Here is a 15,862-nt window from a genome sequence, read left to right as displayed (position 1 = left end):
GATAACTCCTCCTTAAAAAATCCATGTTTCTTTTATATGTGCATATATATTTTGTAATAATTCTTCCGGCGAATCACCTTCAACAATATCACCATTTACTAAAGCATACAACCCGGCTGAACATATACCACAATGTGTCAGGCAACCATACTCTAACACATCGACATCTGGGTCATTTTCCAGTTGATTAAAAACATAATCTCCACCTTTTGCCATGTTAGAGAGACAAAATTCTACGATCGGATTCATACTTCACCTTCTTATTTCATTTGTTACAATATTATAGCATTTTAAAACTGGTATTTTAACATGATGTGCTCAATTACCAACAACTGATGTTTCTTATGCCAGTTATGTAATAGTGCCTTAGTTAGTACAAATATTTATTTGTAGTCATTTTCAAAAAAATATATAATAAGCATATAAATACATATTTACTTTTTTAGGGGTTATTAATGAATCAAAGACACTTGCATTTTATAACTGTTCATTAACAAATATATCTATGCACTTTGATCTTTTCAAAATTAAAGTAAATATTAACATATAAAAGGGGTACTTCATTATGAAAAACTTAGTTTTGTTAGGCGGCGGATATGGTAATATGCGTATCATGTCACGCATTTTAACTACTTCTTTACCACAAGATTATACAGTCACATTAGTTGATCGTATGCCATTTCATGGATTGAAACCAGAATTTTATGCTTTAGCTGCGGGCACGAAATCAGATAAAGATGTTCGCATGAAATTCCCTAATCATCCACAAGTGAATACAGTTTATGGTGAAATTAACGACATAGATTTAGATGCTCAAATTGTCTCAGTCGGTAATTCTAAAATTGATTATGATGAGCTAATCATTGGTTTAGGATGTGAAGATAAATATCATAACGTTCCAGGAGCCGAAGAATATACACATAGTATTCAAACACTCTCAAAGGCTCGGGATACTTTCCATAGTATTAGTGAACTACCAGAAGGTGCTAAAGTTGGTATCGTTGGTGCTGGATTAAGCGGCATAGAACTTGCCAGCGAATTAAGAGAAAGTAGATCAGACTTGGAAATATATCTTTATGACCGTGGGCCGCGAATTTTAAGAAATTTTCCAGAAAAATTAAGTAAGTATGTTGCGAAATGGTTCGCCAAAAATAATGTTACTGTTGTTCCAAATTCAAATATTAATAAAGTTGAACCTGGTAAAATATATAACTGTGATGAACCTAAAGATATTGATTTAGTTGTATGGACAGCAGGAATTCAACCTGTTGAAGTTGTTCGTAACTTGCCGATTGATATAAATAGTAATGGACGCGTGATAGTTAACCAGTATCATCAAGTACCAACATATCGTAACGTCTATGTAGTTGGTGATTGTGCTGATTTACCACATGCGCCAAGTGCTCAGTTAGCCGAAGTTCAAGGTGATCAAATTGCCGATGTGCTTAAAAAGCAATGGCTAAATGAACCATTACCTGACAAAATGCCGGAACTAAAGGTACAAGGTATCGTTGGGTCATTAGGAGATAAACAAGGTTTTGCATATATCATGGACCGCACTGTAACAGGACGACTCGCTTCTATTTTAAAATCCGGCGTACTTTGGTTATATAAATATCATAATGGTTAAAATTAAAAAGCAATGTCAGTTCACACTATTACTGACATTGCTTTTTGTTATGTGTATATTATTCATTCACAAGCTTTTGGTCTATAAATCGAGTGATTTGCTTTGTTTGTATATAACCATCTGCTACATATTCATCGTTCATTGTAATTAATGGATAAAATAGTTCATCTTGTTCTATTCTTTCAATAAATTGTAAATCATGATCTGTTAAGTTGTCATTATCTTTTGTAATATCTATATACGTATATTTAAATGATATATTTGGGTATTTTCTTTTTAATAGCGGCTGTAGCCAGTCATAAATATCTTTCGATGTTGGCGCATTAACGCAACTTGCACATATAACATCTTCCCCATATACTACCACACTCACGTGCTCCATATATTTATCCCCCATTAGTTTGATAGATTTTTATTACACTATCTATTATAATATACTAATAAAGATTATCAAATTCATCTCTCGAAAGGAGACTTGCCTGATGCCTACTGAAGATACAACGATGTTTGATCAAGTAGCAGAAGTTATTGAACGTCTTCGTCCATTTTTATTACGTGATGGTGGCGACTGCTCATTGATTGACGTGGAAGACGGTATTGTTAAATTACAATTACATGGTGCATGTGGTACATGCCCAAGTTCTACAATCACTCTTAAAGCTGGTATTGAGCGTGCATTACACGAAGAAGTGCCTGGTGTAATAGAAGTAGAACAAGTATTCTAATATAAAGATATTAAGTTAACAGAACATATTATGAATAACAACAAAGACAGGAATACTGAATTATTTATAATCAGTTATTACCTGTCTTTTTTCGCTGTCAAATTGGACTGATGGGAAAGTTATTTTATACTATTTATCTGATTAATTATTTTATTATTGCCACATATCCAAGCGTATATTTCTATTCTATTCTATGAAATTTAAATTATAAAAATAGCACATACGCTCAATCAAAATCGTTGAGTTATGTGCTATTTGTATTTTAATTTTTAGGTTTATCTACTTCAGGTTGTGGTTCACCTTTCATATGTTTCGCAATTTGCTCATCCATATAAACCCAACCTTTCCAACCGATGTGTACGGCATCACTGATAACATATTTTTCATAATCTTTATCAGTCATATCGTAAATTTTACCACCATTATCTACAACAGTAGAATGGATTTTTTTATAAACTGCTTGACGACGTTCTTTATCGATACCAATGTGGTCATACCATACACCGTTTGATGGAATACTTACATATTGAACATCTGCACCAGCAGCACGCATTGTTTTTACAAGTAATTCTAAATCTTGGAATTCTGGAGAATTAACATTGAATTCGTAGTCACGTCTAACTTTACGCTTACTTTCTTGAATTAATTTCCAGTATTGATCTCTAATACCAAATTTATTCGATGTAGTATCAGCTTTACCAATTTCAACTGCTTTTTGTTTCATCTCATCCCAAGAAGCATCTGGTTTTGTAGCAGGTTTAACATGTTCTAATGGAGATTTATCCATTGCAAACAATGATTTAATCGCTTCTATTTTAATCAATTGATTCTCTTTAAAACCAGAAATATAACTATCTTTAGTTTCTTTAGGGTTTTTAGCATAAGATTTCAAGTATTCTTTATTGTGTACATGTGGAAACTGTAATAAACGTTGTGCATAACGACGTTTTAATTCAGTAGACATGTTTTTCTGCTGGAACATTTGATTAATTTGAGTTTGAGACATACGAGCATCAAAGTTTTGATTCGTTAAACCATGGTTTGTAAACCATTGTGGTGAAATAATAAATGTTAATTTCTTACCTTTTAATTTATCATACTGTGATGCAAGTTCAACTGCGTTAATTAAGTCTGTAGAACCACCAGCACCTAATAAGAATGCTTTTTTGTTGGCGTTATGCTTATTTAATGCAATTGCAGGATTAAATGGGTCATCTTTACCTAATTCACTAGAGCCGTATATAGGATAATACTTGTTTGATTCGTATAACTTATCTTGAATGAGTGTGCCTTTTAGTACTTGATCTGTCAATGAAGTTCTATTATCTTCTACAGTCTTTTCATTTACTAATCCTGTAAACCAACTAGCAGGTAATAATAGAAAGACAATGAATACCGCTCCACTAATTAAAATGGGTAAAAAAGGTTTTAATTTCATCGTAACTCTTCTAATGCTTCAACGATTTTATTTGGTGTTGCCCACTCATCTCTATCAAAGTCCATAATAGATACTTCGATATCAAGTTTATTTTGAATCTCTAATAATAATCCAACTGTTTGGAAAGAATCAATAATACCTTCTTCAAAAATTTCTACGTCTGGATTTTCTTTTACAATATCATTTTCTGCTACTTCTGCTAATAAATTTAATACTTGTTCTCTAAATTCCATAATTAAATTCTCCTTTATTATATAAGTTTACCTGAGAAGATTAAAAAGCCAAATGTTACAAAGTGGAATGTAATCACAATGCTAAGTGCTGTTGTGAAACCATTTTGCCAACGTGGCGGATGTTTCTTACGCCAACGTTCATAATAGCCATAACCTATAAACAATGCTGCATGGTATAAACCATAAACAATGTAATACACTTCGATACCATGCCAAATTCCCATTATGAAGAAGTTGATTAAGAATGCCACGTTAGACATTGCAAATTGACTCTTCAATAATTTTTTACGAGACATGTAGAATAAAGATCTCATGTAAATACAATCTCTGAACCAGAATGATAATGTCATATGCCATCTATTCCAGAAATCTTTAATATTTTTCGCTTTGAAAGGTTTATCGAAGTTTGGTGGTGTTTTAATACCGAATAAATAACTAAATGCTATCGCAAATAAACTATAACCTGCAAAGTCAAAGAATAAATATAAGCTGTATGCGTACATATATAACCACAAATTGACAAAGCCATGTAAGTCTAATTGTAACGGCATGATTGCATATGTGTTAATAAGGTAAGCAACAATATATTTATACAAGAAACCAAGCATAATCATGTGAATTGCTTTTAATACTAATTCACGATATTCATTGCCTGTTGGTACTTTTTTATCGTCTTTAACGAAACGTTTGTAACGATCGATTGGTCCAGATGAAATCGTTGGGAAGAATGAAATAAATTGAATTAATTTCCATACTTTAATTTCTTTGATAGAACCATCACGAATTTCCATAATTAACTGCACACTTTTGAATGTAACATAAGAAATTCCTAAGAAACCAACAAATTCAATTAATTTACTTTCATGGAAGTGAATCTGATGTCCACCTAACCATGTACTTTGTAACACTTTCACAAGTGCTAATGGCAATATTGATAAAACCATTACAGTTACAAATTTTGAAAATGAATTATTTTTTGGTTTTGAATGATAATAAAACATTATCAATAAAACTTGCCATACGACGTAAATAATAAAACTAATTAATTGAACACTTAAATACTTTTGGTCAAACAGATTATGTTTATCAGAAGAAAAGATTAACACAATCATAAATGCTGTAACTACGCCATTATAAATGTAACTTCGCTTACCTAAAAATCCAAGTATAATGACTGGTAATAATGCAATTAAAGCAATTAAGAAGAATGTAAAATCACCATATGGAATCATCCGTTAATTACCTCTGCAATTTTCTTTCTGTCAATTTTACCATTTGAAGTCAATGGCAATTGTTCCATCCATTCAAACTTTCTAGGAATCATATACTCTGGTAAGCGTGATTTCAAGTCATTTTTAATATTTTTAGTCATTTCTGCATTGTCCGTAACTTCAGTCGTTGGCACAATTGCACCAATTAAATGAATAACTTTATCATTTTTATATACAGGTACAACAATCGCTTCTTTTACGAACTCAGACTGGCGTAATTGTGTTTCAATTTCTTCTAATTCCATTCTGTAGCCATTCAATTTGATTTGGAAATCAATACGACCTTGAATGAACCATTGACCATTTTCAAACTTCGCTTTATCACCAGTGTGATATGTACGAATACCGTCATCGAAATTAAATACTTCAGCTGTTTTTTGGTCATTTTTTAAGTATCCTAAACTTACACTTTGACCTTCGATAACAAGTTCACCTTCATCTGTAGTAGATAATCTTGCGCCTGGTCTTTCAACGCCAACAGGTAATGTCGGATATTGATCTAAGATTTCTTGTGTAATTTGAATACTTGTAACTGCTACCGTAGCTTCAGTTGGACCATATGTGTTGTAAATCGTCGCACTTGGGAAACGGTTTACTAACGCTTTTGCTGCTCTGTGAGGTAGAATTTCACCACAGAAGAAGAATTCGTTAAGACTACCATATTGTTCTTCATTAAGCGTTGGTAATAATAAACACATTTCCATAAATGATGGTGTTGATACCCAAATGTTAATCGGTGTTGCTGTTAGCATTTCATTTAATAATTTAGGTTTATTAATCATGTTTTTATCTACAAGATTTAATGTACCGCCTGATGCTAAACATGGATAAATAGCCATTACAGATAAATCAAATGAAAATGGCGCTTGGTTAAGCCATTGTTGTTCATTTCCTGATTTATTAAGTTCTAACATCCACTCAGTAAATTGAACTAAACTTGCATATTCAATTTGAACACCTTTAGGTTCCCCAGTAGAACCAGATGTAAAGATTGTGTATACTGTGTCGTTATCTTTAATCTGACTATCAAAAATTACTGGGTCTTGAGATGTTTTAATATCTTCTATTGTAAATACTTCGCCTTCTAAACTTTCAAATGATTCATCAGTCGTATTAAATACAAACTCTGGTTGAACCTTGTTAATAATCATTTTAATACGGTCTTCAGGAATTGAAGTGTCTACAGGTACATATCCACATCCTGCTTTAATGGCACCAATCATCCCAACAATCATATATGGTGACATGTGACCGAATAAAATCATCGGTTTCTTACTACCTTGTAATCGATGTGCTAATTTACTAGACTCATCCATTAACTGTTGATAAGTTAATTCATCAGTTGTGTGTCTAACAGCAATGCTTTGTGGATTTGCATCCGCAAACGCTTGCAGCTTGTTAATAATATCTGTCATATTAAGTCTCCCTCATTAGAACTCATTATAAATGAAGTTATTGTGTGTGTCGCCACTGCCATAAATTAAATATAAAGTAATAAATATTGCCAAATACAATAGTGTTAATAAATATGGTTTGAATGCTTCAACATATTTATTAGGTGGCTGTTTACTTTTAGATTTCATATTGCACCTCTTAAAGTTCTTAGTAAAAACGCCTTTATAAAGACCGTTCAATATAAAATACGTTTTAAAATTTGTTTTTTACAATTCATTATATCGATATTCATAATGAAATTCAATTTTAATTTTATAGATTCAACATAGTAATTGGTTGTCATCACTCAATTATTGTAAATGATACACTTTGTTGAGAACATCATTCATTTTAAAGGTTATTTAAACAATAAACAATTACAGTCTATATAACAATTTTGTTATATACGTCAAAATCAAATAAACTCATCACATTAATATGACGAGTTTATAATGTTATTGAATTATCATCAGCGCAAATATATACATTCGCAAGTCAAGCATAACATATTTAACAATTGCTTTGCTTGTTTTACCAATGATTAAAAACCATACTTATTTTCAATTTACTGGAGTATGTGGTACCTGATTTGTCATAACCGCTTCTATATTATTAATACATAATTGAATCATATTGTCCCGTGTTGTTACTGATGCGCTACCAATGTGTGGTGTAATCAGAACATTATCACGTCCCATTAATGGATGTGTATGATCAATCGGTTCATTTGCTAATACATCTAAACCACATGCTAAAATTTCTTTATTGTCTAGTGCATCGATTAATGCTGTTTCATCTACAATTTGTCCTCTACCGATATTAATAAAAATTGCATCATTTTTCATTTGTTCAAATGCTTCAGCATTAAATTTATGATGTGTTTCTTTTGTAAGTGGCGCTGTACAGATGATAAAATCACTTTCTGCTAACAACGTTTCAAAAGAAACATATGTTGCATTAAAGTCCGCCTCTGCATCTTTATGTCTTGATCGATTATGATAAAGAATATTAGTATTAAACCCTTGCAACCTTCTTGCAAAAGCTTTACCAATATCTCCCATACCATATATTCCAATAGTTGAATTGAAGACATCTTTACCTGACAATAAATAAGGACCCCAGCTTTGCCATGCATCTGCTTCTACATATTTTTCAGCTTCTACAATACGGCGTGCTATAGCAAGCATTAATGTAAATCCTAATTCTGCAGTTGTTTCAGTAAGTACATTTGGTGTATTCGTGACAACCACGTTATTCGCTGTTGCACTTTCAACATCGATGTTGTCATATCCTACAGCCATATTCGCAATTACTTTTAAATTTGGTGATTGCGCTAAAATTTCTGCATCGATCTGTTCACTTAATGTAATAAAACAAGCATCTGCGTCACGAAGTGCTGTCACAAATTGATCTTTAGGCATAGGCACTAATGATTTTTGCCACATAACAACGTCACCAAGTTTACTTAATTGTTGATAAAATTTATCTGGAATTTTCCTCGAAACAACTATTTTTACCAAATCAATTCACCTACTTTATAAAATGACTATATCTATTTTTCTAATTCAGCTATTGCTTCATTTAAATCTTTAAAAGAATACGTTGGTGGCACATTTTTATTTTGCACATCTTCTAACGTAGATACACCTGTTTGTACATGAATCGTATCCATACCTACGTTAATACCAGACATAATATCGGTATCGTACAAATCGCCTACCATAGCAACTTCGGATTTATCTAATCCTAAAATTTCTAATGCTTTAACCATAATAATCGGTTCTGGTTTACCAATAAATTGTGGCGATACACCTGTCGATACACTTACAACACTTGTAATAGCACCATTACCAGGTAATAAACCACGCTCTTTAGGAATTGATACATCAGGATTTGTAGAAATAAATGTTGCACCATTTCTTACACCTAACGTTGCAATCGCAAGCTTTTCATATGTAACTTGTTCGTCAAGTCCAATAACTACATAATCAACATGCTCGTCATTTTTAATGACAAGTCCCGCTTCGGTTAACGCAGTATTTAAACCACTCCCACCTAACATATATACTGATGCTCCTGGTGATTGTTCTGAAATATAATCAGCAGTGGCTAACGCTGACGTTACAACCTCTTCTGGTTTAGCATCAATGTGCATTTCACGTAATTTTTCAGTTACTTGCTCAGGTGTTTTTGTTGAATTATTAGTTACGTATAAATGAGGAATGCCTTTTACATTTAAATAATCGATGAATTGTTTTGCTCCATCAATCTCATCTGTTCCCATATACATTGTGCCATCTAAATCGATTAAATACGCTTTATACTGTTTCATTATTGATTTTCTCCTTTACCAAAAGCTGTTACTGGTACATTTTCTTGATGTAAAAATGTCGTTACTTCTGTAATAAATTGTTTGTAATAAGGTAATGCGTCATCAAACATTGGCATGATAATCTTAATATCTAAGGCTGTGTAATCATATGTAAATTGTTTACGAATACCGACAGTTTTATTAATCGCCTGCTGTGTTTCTTTAGTAATAACATTTTCTAGTTCTAATATATCAATCACATCTTTATAATTACCAGGATCCCTTAAAATAAATGCATCGATAATCATATTCCCTATATCTACCGATGATTCTATCAACATTTGAGCAATGCGTTCAAATGCATAATGATTGTGCTTGCTCTCATGATAATCATCAGTTAATGCTTGTAAATAGGCTAATTTCTGAGTTAGTTTATCTTTGTCTACAAAATACATTCCTTGTCACCTCTCACTTATATATTATCATAATTTTGCAGTATACTTCATTTGTCGTTATACTAACTTTACTACTTTTAAAAGGAGTCGCTACAAAATGATTGATATGTATTTATATGATGACAACGAAGAGAGTCAAGTTCAGTTTGTTGGTTTTGTTGGCGAGCATAGTCGATATGATTTGATGTTAGTCCATACAAATAGACATTATGGTAAGACACTCGTACTTAATATGCAAACAAATAAATTCGGTATTATCGGTACTGATGATTTAAAAGAAGAAGGCTATATCGCTCATATTTTAGGTGTAAATGCTGAAGAAGGCGATGAAATTACTGAGTATTTAAATGAAGTCATTCATTAAAGATAAAAACCCCTAACTAGATTACAGGTCCATGCTTGAATTGCATGATTCCCATTTTCAATCTAGCTAAGGGTTTTATTAATGTTCAGTATCTTGAATGGTTGGCTTAATCTTCACATCTTGAAGTTTATTGTCGTCATCTATCACATCAGACGGATGAACTTCTTCGATTAACTTTTTAACCTCTTGTTTAGACAAATGTCTTAATACAAAGTAAGGACAACCAAAGTTACAATATTCAAATATGTAATCTTGAATATTTGAAAAACGTTTACTCATCTCTGCTTTTTTATTAGAATCTTTGTAAAAACCTTTTAATCGTAATTGATCGTAACCATAGTCACCAACTATGTAATCATATTTATCTAAAATATCTGAATACCTAGCAATAAATTGTTCTTCATTAAAACATTCGCGATAATTTTCTATTAATTCAAAGTAATGTTGATCTACTTTTATCAAATTCTTCACCTATCTATGACAATGAAAGGCTCAGTTTATACTTTTAGTGTTTCATAAAAATAATGATTACTTCTATGACACGTTCGTTTTGTACAAACTAAGCCTTTATGCCTTATTAATGGTTAAATATTAACTATTTAACTGTGCCTCACCTTGGCGTTGCTTTTCTTTAGCAGCTTCATTTACTTGCTCATCCGCATGATAAGAACTACGTACTAAAGGTCCAGCTTGGCAATGTTTAAACCCTTTATCCATTGCCACTTTTCTTAATTTACCAAACTCTAAAGGCGTGTAATATTTTTGAACCTTTAAATGTTTACGTGAAGGTTGTAAATATTGACCAATCGTTAAAATATCTACATCATTCGCACGTAAATCATCCATCGTTTCATAAATTTCTTCTATAGTTTCACCTAATCCAACCATAATACTTGATTTAGTTGGGATATCCGGTTGTAATTCTTTTGAACGACGTAAAAACTCTAATGTTCTGTCGTAAGTCGCACGCGCACGAACTCTCGGTGTTAATCGACGAACAGTTTCAATATTATGGTTTAAAATGTCAGGTCTTGAAGCCATTAATGTTTCTAACGCATCATAGTCCCCGCCCATATCTGATGGTAAAATTTCAATCGTTGTAAATGGATTTCTTTCTCTAACTTTACGTACTGTCTCAGCATAAACATTTGAACCAGCATCTCTTAAATCATCACGCGCAACAGCAGTGATAACAACGTGTTTCAAGTTCATTAATTCAACTGATTCAGCTACACGTTCAGGCTCATTTAAATCAAGTTCATTAGGTAAACCTGTCTTAACCGCACAAAAACGACAAGCTCTTGTACATACGGCACCTAAAATCATAAATGTCGCTGTACGACGTGCACCCCAACATTCATGTATATTAGGACATTTAGCTTCTTCACATACAGTATTAAGATTTTTTTCCCTCATCATCTTCTTAAGTCCTGTATAGTTTTCGTTGGTATTTAATTTTATTTTCAACCAATCCGGTTTACGTAATATTTCCTCGTTTTTTGTCGCCATAACAACACATACCCTCCTGTTAAGTGTATCTTTAAACATTATATCGAAATTCATGACAAATGAAAATCCAATAATCTTACTTTTTAATATTCCAATAATTTTTCTTTAAATATATCTCTTAAAAACTCTGGCATTAAATACTCTTTTGGTAATTCTTTCAATGTTGGGAAATAACGACCGAACGTATACATATCTATCGTACCTAGTACATATTCTTTGTCGTCTTCGATTTCTTCTCCATTCAGATAGTAACGCCCTGTAGAATGAATGTACCCTAAATTATAAAGAATATATCCTCCAAATATATTCCCTCTGAAACCCAAACCTTGTGCATGTTCATACATATATTCTTGTTTATTACTTTTAGCTATAATCTCTTTTAATTTCACACCAGAAAGTCTAACCCTTACCATATTAATCGGATGCGGTAACATTTGATGAATGTCATATTCTGTCACTTCATCTTTTACAATATCTTTAACGAGTAAGCCAGCATTGATGATGGCACATTGTGCATGTGTATACTCACAAACACTTTGAGCTAATAAGTATGCAGCTTCAGTTATGTGATTCATACTACGCTTAAGCACTACTGGATGTTGAATTACTGAATTGGACATTAACGTTTTTCCTTCTTCTTCAAATGAAGTTTCAACTTCAGGTAATATTTCTAAAGGAATAATCTTTGCAGTTTTATGTACTACTTTATGTGCCTCAAAAGTTAAATTAACCTCTCCAAGATAATTACCATACTTTCCAGCTGCCGCCATCAGTACACCATTATTGATTTCACCATGTTCAAAATAATGATGCGTATGACTACCAAAAATGACATCAATTTCAGGCAATTCTTGGCATAATGTTTCATCGAAGAAAATGCCACAATGACTTAGCACGATTAATACATCAAATTTACCTCGTTGAAGTTCAATTTCTTCTTTTATAGATTCAAGTGGATCGGTAACAATCCAATTTAGTGCACGATAAAATGGGGTAAAAGGTGCTGTCGCTGCAACGAATAGTATTTTCACACCGTCTATATCCTTAATATAAGAAGAAACGATATTATTTGGTAAATGACCTGATTCATCTATAACATTGCTACATGTCACTATAAATTTTGCTTCGTCGTAAAGGTGATTTAAAGCTTCGTGTGAAATGGTCATCCCTTCATTATTACCGATTGTTGCAACATCACATTTTGCTTCATTTAGTAATGCCACATTCTTTTTACCTAAAGTTGCTTCAGTTATAGGTGCGGATAAATCTACATGATCACCTAGATCAACATATAAAGAAGGATGATTAAGTCGTGGCCGTTGTTCTGCCATATATGCTTTAATGCGTTCGTATTCATGTAAATGACTATGAATATCGTTCGTATGATAAATTGTAAGCCTCAAATTGACGTCCTCCTTTTAAAGTTGTATTAAATCAACGCACGAATAATTAAATATATACCCATTAACAACATTACTGTTCTCAATAATGTTACTACCGTATCTGACTTAATTGATTGATTCACTTTGACACCGATTTTCGCACCAAAATAACTAGAAATAATTAAAATGATTGCATAACCCCAAGCTACGTGACCTTGAGCAATGTGCCCTATAGAACTCATGACACTTGAAAAGAAAATCATCATCATACTTGTTCCAACAGCTACATGAGGTGGAAATCTAAATACAATAAGCATTAGTGGCGTCATTAGTGCGCCACCTCCAATACCAAATAAACCTGTCAATATACCAATTAAAAACGTTGTAATAAAAGCAAACAATGGTGGCACACTATAATGATATGTTTTACCTTTAGCGTCTACATAAGTCTTTTCATACTTGGGTTTATCGAAAATTTTAAACGGTTTAATCTTATTTCTTACCATTAATAAAATAGCTACGAAAATTAAAAAGATACCAAAATATAAATTAAATGACTCAAATGTTAAATATCTACTAATGAAGGACCCAAGCAATGAACCTGGTAATAGTCCAAATAAAAAGATGGAACCATTTTTAATATCAACTTGTTTTGTTTTTAAATATCCAAGTGATGAAGAAAGTCCTGTCACAATTAGAATGACTGAAGACGTCCCTATCGCTACTTGTGTTGTAATATTATGTAGTAATCCATGTTCAACACCGAGGTAAACCATTGTTGGAACGATAATAATACCGCCTCCAATGCCTACGATTGACCCTATAATCGCTGACAAACCTCCGATTAAAACTAATAATGTAATTGTTAATAACATAGTCGTCGCCTCTTAAAATAATTTTAATTGTTGTGGTGCTAACCCTTCATATTCTATATTCAATAATCGCTGATATGTTTTGGCATTATTTGCTGCATGACCACCAGAATTATTGTTAAATATGACGTAAACTTTCTTAGCTTTTTGTGCTAATATTTGTGCCTTTTGTGCCAAGTCTATTAATTCTTGCTCATTATAATCATATAAATAGCGTACATCTCGCCATTCTTGATCTGACATATCTTTCTTAGTCCAACCGTAATGATTACGTCCATGATAACGTACAAACGCAATTTCATTTGTGATTCGATTGACTAAAGGTACACTGCCATCTTTCACTTGTGGTTCATCAACTACTGCATGAATGATTTGATGTTCTGTTAAAAATGCCAATGTTTGTTCTTTAAATGCATCACTAAACCATGATTGATGCCTAAATTCTACACACATTGGAAATGCTTGTAATTGCTGTCTTACATACAAAATATATTTGATATTTTGTGCATTGCAGTCAAACCATGGCGGAAATTGAACCAATACCATTGCTAATTTTTTCTGTGTATGTAAGGGCTCTAACATATTCTTAAATTGATCAAATAGTTCTTGCCTTGTATCTGCAAATGTTTTGTAGTCTGCATGCAATGTGAGTGCTTGATGAATTTTGACCACAAATTCAAATGTATCAGGCGTTTCTTTTATCCATTTCAATATATTTCTTTCCGGTTGTATCGCATAGTATGTCGCATCTAATTCGACAACCGGAAAATGTCCAGCATATGTTTTAAGTTTATCGGTTTGGCGTTCTAAATCTTCATATAATGAATAGTGATCACCCCAACCTGTTAATCCGATGTTTATCATATATATCACCAATGTCATCATACCATATAACTTTTATCATAATCATTTCAGCGAACTTTAATTTGATGATTTCGCTTGATTATAATCATTTCAGCGAACCTTCGTTTGATGATTTCGTTTGATCATAATCATTTCAGTGAACTTTCGTTTGATGATTTCGCTTGATTAAAATCTTTCGGCGATCTTCAGCTTGATGTTTTCGTTTGATTAGATTGGTAAAATAGAAACGCAATCCACAAAAATGGCAAGCACTAAAATAATGTTTGGGGGTGCTTGTGCTTTTGTGGATTGCGGTCGATTATTTATATTGCATGATTTGATTAATTTGATTGATTATATTGGACATGATGGTGTTGGCGGGATGCGTTGTTGCTAGTCGCGGGCTTTGTCCACTCCACATATGTGTTAACTCTTTGTCGCCGATGTTTGCTGCGGCTTTTCTTATGCTACTTGTTAGCTCATTTTGTATTGGATAATCTGGGATATCGCCTTCGTATTGGGACATTTCTTCGATAAACCTATTGTTGATACCGCGTGCAAGCTTTCCACTAAACGCATTTGTAATGACTGTATCTGTTTCTTTACTATTTATAATTGCGTCTCGCAGTAGTTCTGATGCATTACTATCTTGTGATGTTAAAAATGCAGTGCCCATTTGTACCCCTTCTGCACCTAAGACAATACTTGCCAAAACTCCTCTACCGTCCATAATTCCACCAGCGGCAATGACCGGAATTGAAACGACATCTACAATTTGTGGCACTAAAGATATTGTTCCAACCATAGGTAATTGATTTTTAGGTTTTAAAAATGAACCACGATGTCCACCTGCTTCACTACCTTGAGCAACGATAACATCCATACCCGCTTTTTCATTCGCAATAGCTTCATCAACACTTGTTGCTGTACCTATAAGTTTGACATTCGCTGCTTTCAACCTGCTTATAATCTGTTCGCTTGGAATTCCAAAAGTAAAACAACATACAGGCACTTGCTTTTTAATTATCGTATCAATATGACACTTAAATTGTTGTTCTTCGGTAATTTTTACAACCGGCTCTTCTAAATGTAATGCGCGTCGATAAGGTTTTAACCATGCATTCATATTTTCAATTTGACTACTGGTATATGATTGTTGACTTGGTACAAAGACATTTACACCAAAAGAATTTGACGTTAATTGGCGTACATAATCTATTTCATCTTCTAATTGCTGCGTATTAAAGTAACCTGCGCCTATTGTGCCTAATCCACCACTGTTACTTACTGATGCAACTAATTTCGGTGTCGTACTTCCTGCCATACCTGCTTGTATAATTGGATATTCAATACTTAACATTTGAGTAAGTCGATTCTTATTCCACATAGCTGTTC

Annotated in this window: 21 protein-coding genes; 3 read left to right on the top strand and 18 right to left on the bottom strand. The window is 32.8% G+C overall.

What is annotated here, in order from left to right:
• Positions 1-12: 12 nt before the first annotated feature.
• The gene (locus tag IDG63_RS08105; RefSeq protein WP_001068337.1) at positions 13-249 is read right to left on the bottom strand and encodes a YuzB family protein; all 237 of its coding nucleotides are present in this window, start codon (positions 247-249) and stop codon (positions 13-15) included.
• Between the two features lie 316 nt (positions 250-565).
• On the opposite strand from IDG63_RS08105, the gene IDG63_RS08100 reads away from it, so the two are divergent.
• Entirely contained in the window at positions 566-1,630 is a 1,065-nt protein-coding gene (locus IDG63_RS08100; protein ID WP_000794020.1) for an NAD(P)/FAD-dependent oxidoreductase, read from the top strand.
• Positions 1,631-1,688: 58 nt separating this feature from the next.
• Here IDG63_RS08100 and IDG63_RS08095 read toward each other — a convergent pair whose 3' ends face one another.
• Positions 1,689-2,012, bottom strand: coding sequence for a YuzD family protein (locus IDG63_RS08095; RefSeq protein WP_000401418.1), 324 nt, complete (start codon positions 2,010-2,012; stop codon positions 1,689-1,691).
• Between the two features lie 100 nt (positions 2,013-2,112).
• Between IDG63_RS08095 and IDG63_RS08090 the strand changes: the two genes are divergently transcribed.
• Positions 2,113-2,355 carry a NifU family protein gene (locus IDG63_RS08090; RefSeq protein ID WP_001141883.1) on the top strand — a complete coding sequence of 81 codons (243 nt, stop codon included), beginning with the start codon at positions 2,113-2,115 and terminating at the stop codon, positions 2,353-2,355.
• A 262-nt stretch (positions 2,356-2,617) separates the two neighbouring features.
• On the opposite strand, the gene dltD is transcribed toward IDG63_RS08090, so the two are convergent.
• From dltD to IDG63_RS08045, 9 genes are all read right to left on the bottom strand, one after another.
• Complete coding sequence (gene dltD, locus IDG63_RS08085) at positions 2,618-3,793, bottom strand: D-alanyl-lipoteichoic acid biosynthesis protein DltD (protein WP_000769416.1); 1,176 nt, start codon at positions 3,791-3,793, stop codon at positions 2,618-2,620.
• Complete coding sequence (gene dltC / locus IDG63_RS08080) at positions 3,790-4,026, bottom strand: D-alanine--poly(phosphoribitol) ligase subunit 2 (protein WP_000395692.1); 237 nt, start codon at positions 4,024-4,026, stop codon at positions 3,790-3,792. Before dltC ends, dltD begins: the two co-directional genes overlap by 4 nt.
• A 17-nt stretch (positions 4,027-4,043) precedes the next feature.
• Positions 4,044-5,258, bottom strand: a complete 1,215-nt coding sequence (gene dltB / locus IDG63_RS08075; RefSeq protein ID WP_000613545.1) for a PG:teichoic acid D-alanyltransferase DltB — start codon at positions 5,256-5,258, stop codon at positions 4,044-4,046.
• Complete coding sequence (gene dltA, locus IDG63_RS08070; RefSeq protein WP_000129653.1) at positions 5,255-6,712, bottom strand: D-alanine--poly(phosphoribitol) ligase subunit DltA; 1,458 nt, start codon at positions 6,710-6,712, stop codon at positions 5,255-5,257. Before dltA ends, dltB begins: the two co-directional genes overlap by 4 nt.
• A 15-nt stretch (positions 6,713-6,727) precedes the next feature.
• Complete coding sequence (locus IDG63_RS08065) at positions 6,728-6,880, bottom strand: teichoic acid D-Ala incorporation-associated protein DltX (protein ID WP_000837752.1); 153 nt, start codon at positions 6,878-6,880, stop codon at positions 6,728-6,730.
• A 47-nt stretch (positions 6,881-6,927) separates the two neighbouring features.
• The gene (locus tag IDG63_RS08060) at positions 6,928-7,038 is read right to left on the bottom strand and encodes a hypothetical protein (RefSeq protein WP_001790652.1); all 111 of its coding nucleotides are present in this window, start codon (positions 7,036-7,038) and stop codon (positions 6,928-6,930) included.
• A gap of 253 nt (positions 7,039-7,291) precedes the next feature.
• Entirely contained in the window at positions 7,292-8,251 is a 960-nt protein-coding gene (locus IDG63_RS08055; protein ID WP_000239131.1) for a 2-hydroxyacid dehydrogenase, read from the bottom strand.
• Between the two features lie 32 nt (positions 8,252-8,283).
• Positions 8,284-9,063 (bottom strand): TIGR01457 family HAD-type hydrolase, encoded by a 780-nt coding sequence (locus IDG63_RS08050; RefSeq protein ID WP_000816184.1) that lies wholly within the window; start codon positions 9,061-9,063, stop codon positions 8,284-8,286.
• Positions 9,063-9,497, bottom strand: coding sequence for a DUF86 domain-containing protein (locus IDG63_RS08045; RefSeq protein ID WP_000273981.1), 435 nt, complete (start codon positions 9,495-9,497; stop codon positions 9,063-9,065). Before IDG63_RS08045 ends, IDG63_RS08050 begins: the two co-directional genes overlap by 1 nt.
• Positions 9,498-9,594: 97 nt before the next feature.
• Here IDG63_RS08045 and IDG63_RS08040 point away from each other — a divergent pair, with 97 nt between their 5' ends.
• Positions 9,595-9,861, top strand: a complete 267-nt coding sequence (locus IDG63_RS08040; RefSeq protein ID WP_000566649.1) for a DUF3055 domain-containing protein — start codon at positions 9,595-9,597, stop codon at positions 9,859-9,861.
• A gap of 78 nt (positions 9,862-9,939) precedes the next feature.
• Here IDG63_RS08040 and IDG63_RS08035 read toward each other — a convergent pair whose 3' ends face one another.
• From IDG63_RS08035 to IDG63_RS08005, 7 genes are all read right to left on the bottom strand, one after another.
• Entirely contained in the window at positions 9,940-10,323 is a 384-nt protein-coding gene (locus IDG63_RS08035; protein ID WP_000598444.1) for a YutD family protein, read from the bottom strand.
• A 129-nt stretch (positions 10,324-10,452) separates the two neighbouring features.
• Positions 10,453-11,370: a lipoyl synthase gene (gene lipA / locus IDG63_RS08030; RefSeq protein WP_000201875.1), complete on the bottom strand. Its 918-nt coding sequence runs from the start codon at positions 11,368-11,370 to the stop codon at positions 10,453-10,455.
• Between the two features lie 83 nt (positions 11,371-11,453).
• Positions 11,454-12,773, bottom strand: a complete 1,320-nt coding sequence (locus IDG63_RS08025) for a bifunctional metallophosphatase/5'-nucleotidase (RefSeq protein WP_001241236.1) — start codon at positions 12,771-12,773, stop codon at positions 11,454-11,456.
• 26 nt (positions 12,774-12,799) lie between these two features.
• Positions 12,800-13,627 carry a sulfite exporter TauE/SafE family protein gene (locus tag IDG63_RS08020; protein WP_000927632.1) on the bottom strand — a complete coding sequence of 276 codons (828 nt, stop codon included), beginning with the start codon at positions 13,625-13,627 and terminating at the stop codon, positions 12,800-12,802.
• A 12-nt stretch (positions 13,628-13,639) separates the two neighbouring features.
• Positions 13,640-14,488 carry a DUF72 domain-containing protein gene (locus IDG63_RS08015; protein WP_000608129.1) on the bottom strand — a complete coding sequence of 283 codons (849 nt, stop codon included), beginning with the start codon at positions 14,486-14,488 and terminating at the stop codon, positions 13,640-13,642.
• Between the two features lie 133 nt (positions 14,489-14,621).
• Positions 14,622-14,720, bottom strand: a complete 99-nt coding sequence (locus tag IDG63_RS08010; protein ID WP_031835132.1) for a hypothetical protein — start codon at positions 14,718-14,720, stop codon at positions 14,622-14,624.
• 66 nt (positions 14,721-14,786) lie between these two features.
• Positions 14,787-15,854 carry an NAD(P)H-dependent flavin oxidoreductase gene (locus tag IDG63_RS08005; RefSeq protein ID WP_000267249.1) on the bottom strand — a complete coding sequence of 356 codons (1,068 nt, stop codon included), beginning with the start codon at positions 15,852-15,854 and terminating at the stop codon, positions 14,787-14,789.
• Between the last annotated feature and the right edge of the window lie 8 nt (positions 15,855-15,862).

Origin of the sequence: Staphylococcus sp. EG-SA-14 (genome assembly GCF_017151935.1) — a bacterium.
GTDB lineage: Bacteria > Bacillota > Bacilli > Staphylococcales > Staphylococcaceae > Staphylococcus > Staphylococcus aureus.
Note: the sequence above shows the minus strand (reverse complement) of the source record. Positions and strands in the feature narration are given on the sequence as shown.

What these genes read in the sequence shown, in the direction of transcription:
- IDG63_RS08065 (WP_000837752.1), bottom strand. Translation starts at nt 6,880, where the DNA reads ATGAAATCTAAAAGTAAACAGCCACCTAATAAATATGTTGAAGCATTC.
- lipA (WP_000201875.1), bottom strand. Translation starts at nt 11,370, where the DNA reads ATGGCGACAAAAAACGAGGAAATATTACGTAAACCGGATTGGTTGAAA.
- IDG63_RS08050 (WP_000816184.1), bottom strand. Translation starts at nt 9,063, where the DNA reads ATGAAACAGTATAAAGCGTATTTAATCGATTTAGATGGCACAATGTAT.
- dltA (WP_000129653.1), bottom strand. Translation starts at nt 6,712, where the DNA reads ATGACAGATATTATTAACAAGCTGCAAGCGTTTGCGGATGCAAATCCA.
- IDG63_RS08090 (WP_001141883.1), top strand. Translation starts at nt 2,113, where the DNA reads ATGCCTACTGAAGATACAACGATGTTTGATCAAGTAGCAGAAGTTATT.
- IDG63_RS08040 (WP_000566649.1), top strand. Translation starts at nt 9,595, where the DNA reads ATGATTGATATGTATTTATATGATGACAACGAAGAGAGTCAAGTTCAG.
- IDG63_RS08045 (WP_000273981.1), bottom strand. Translation starts at nt 9,497, where the DNA reads ATGTATTTTGTAGACAAAGATAAACTAACTCAGAAATTAGCCTATTTA.
- dltB (WP_000613545.1), bottom strand. Translation starts at nt 5,258, where the DNA reads ATGATTCCATATGGTGATTTTACATTCTTCTTAATTGCTTTAATTGCA.
- IDG63_RS08005 (WP_000267249.1), bottom strand. Translation starts at nt 15,854, where the DNA reads ATGTGGAATAAGAATCGACTTACTCAAATGTTAAGTATTGAATATCCA.
- IDG63_RS08015 (WP_000608129.1), bottom strand. Translation starts at nt 14,488, where the DNA reads ATGATAAACATCGGATTAACAGGTTGGGGTGATCACTATTCATTATAT.
- dltD (WP_000769416.1), bottom strand. Translation starts at nt 3,793, where the DNA reads ATGAAATTAAAACCTTTTTTACCCATTTTAATTAGTGGAGCGGTATTC.
- IDG63_RS08105 (WP_001068337.1), bottom strand. Translation starts at nt 249, where the DNA reads ATGAATCCGATCGTAGAATTTTGTCTCTCTAACATGGCAAAAGGTGGA.
- IDG63_RS08095 (WP_000401418.1), bottom strand. Translation starts at nt 2,012, where the DNA reads ATGGAGCACGTGAGTGTGGTAGTATATGGGGAAGATGTTATATGTGCA.
- IDG63_RS08020 (WP_000927632.1), bottom strand. Translation starts at nt 13,627, where the DNA reads ATGTTATTAACAATTACATTATTAGTTTTAATCGGAGGTTTGTCAGCG.
- IDG63_RS08100 (WP_000794020.1), top strand. Translation starts at nt 566, where the DNA reads ATGAAAAACTTAGTTTTGTTAGGCGGCGGATATGGTAATATGCGTATC.
- dltC (WP_000395692.1), bottom strand. Translation starts at nt 4,026, where the DNA reads ATGGAATTTAGAGAACAAGTATTAAATTTATTAGCAGAAGTAGCAGAA.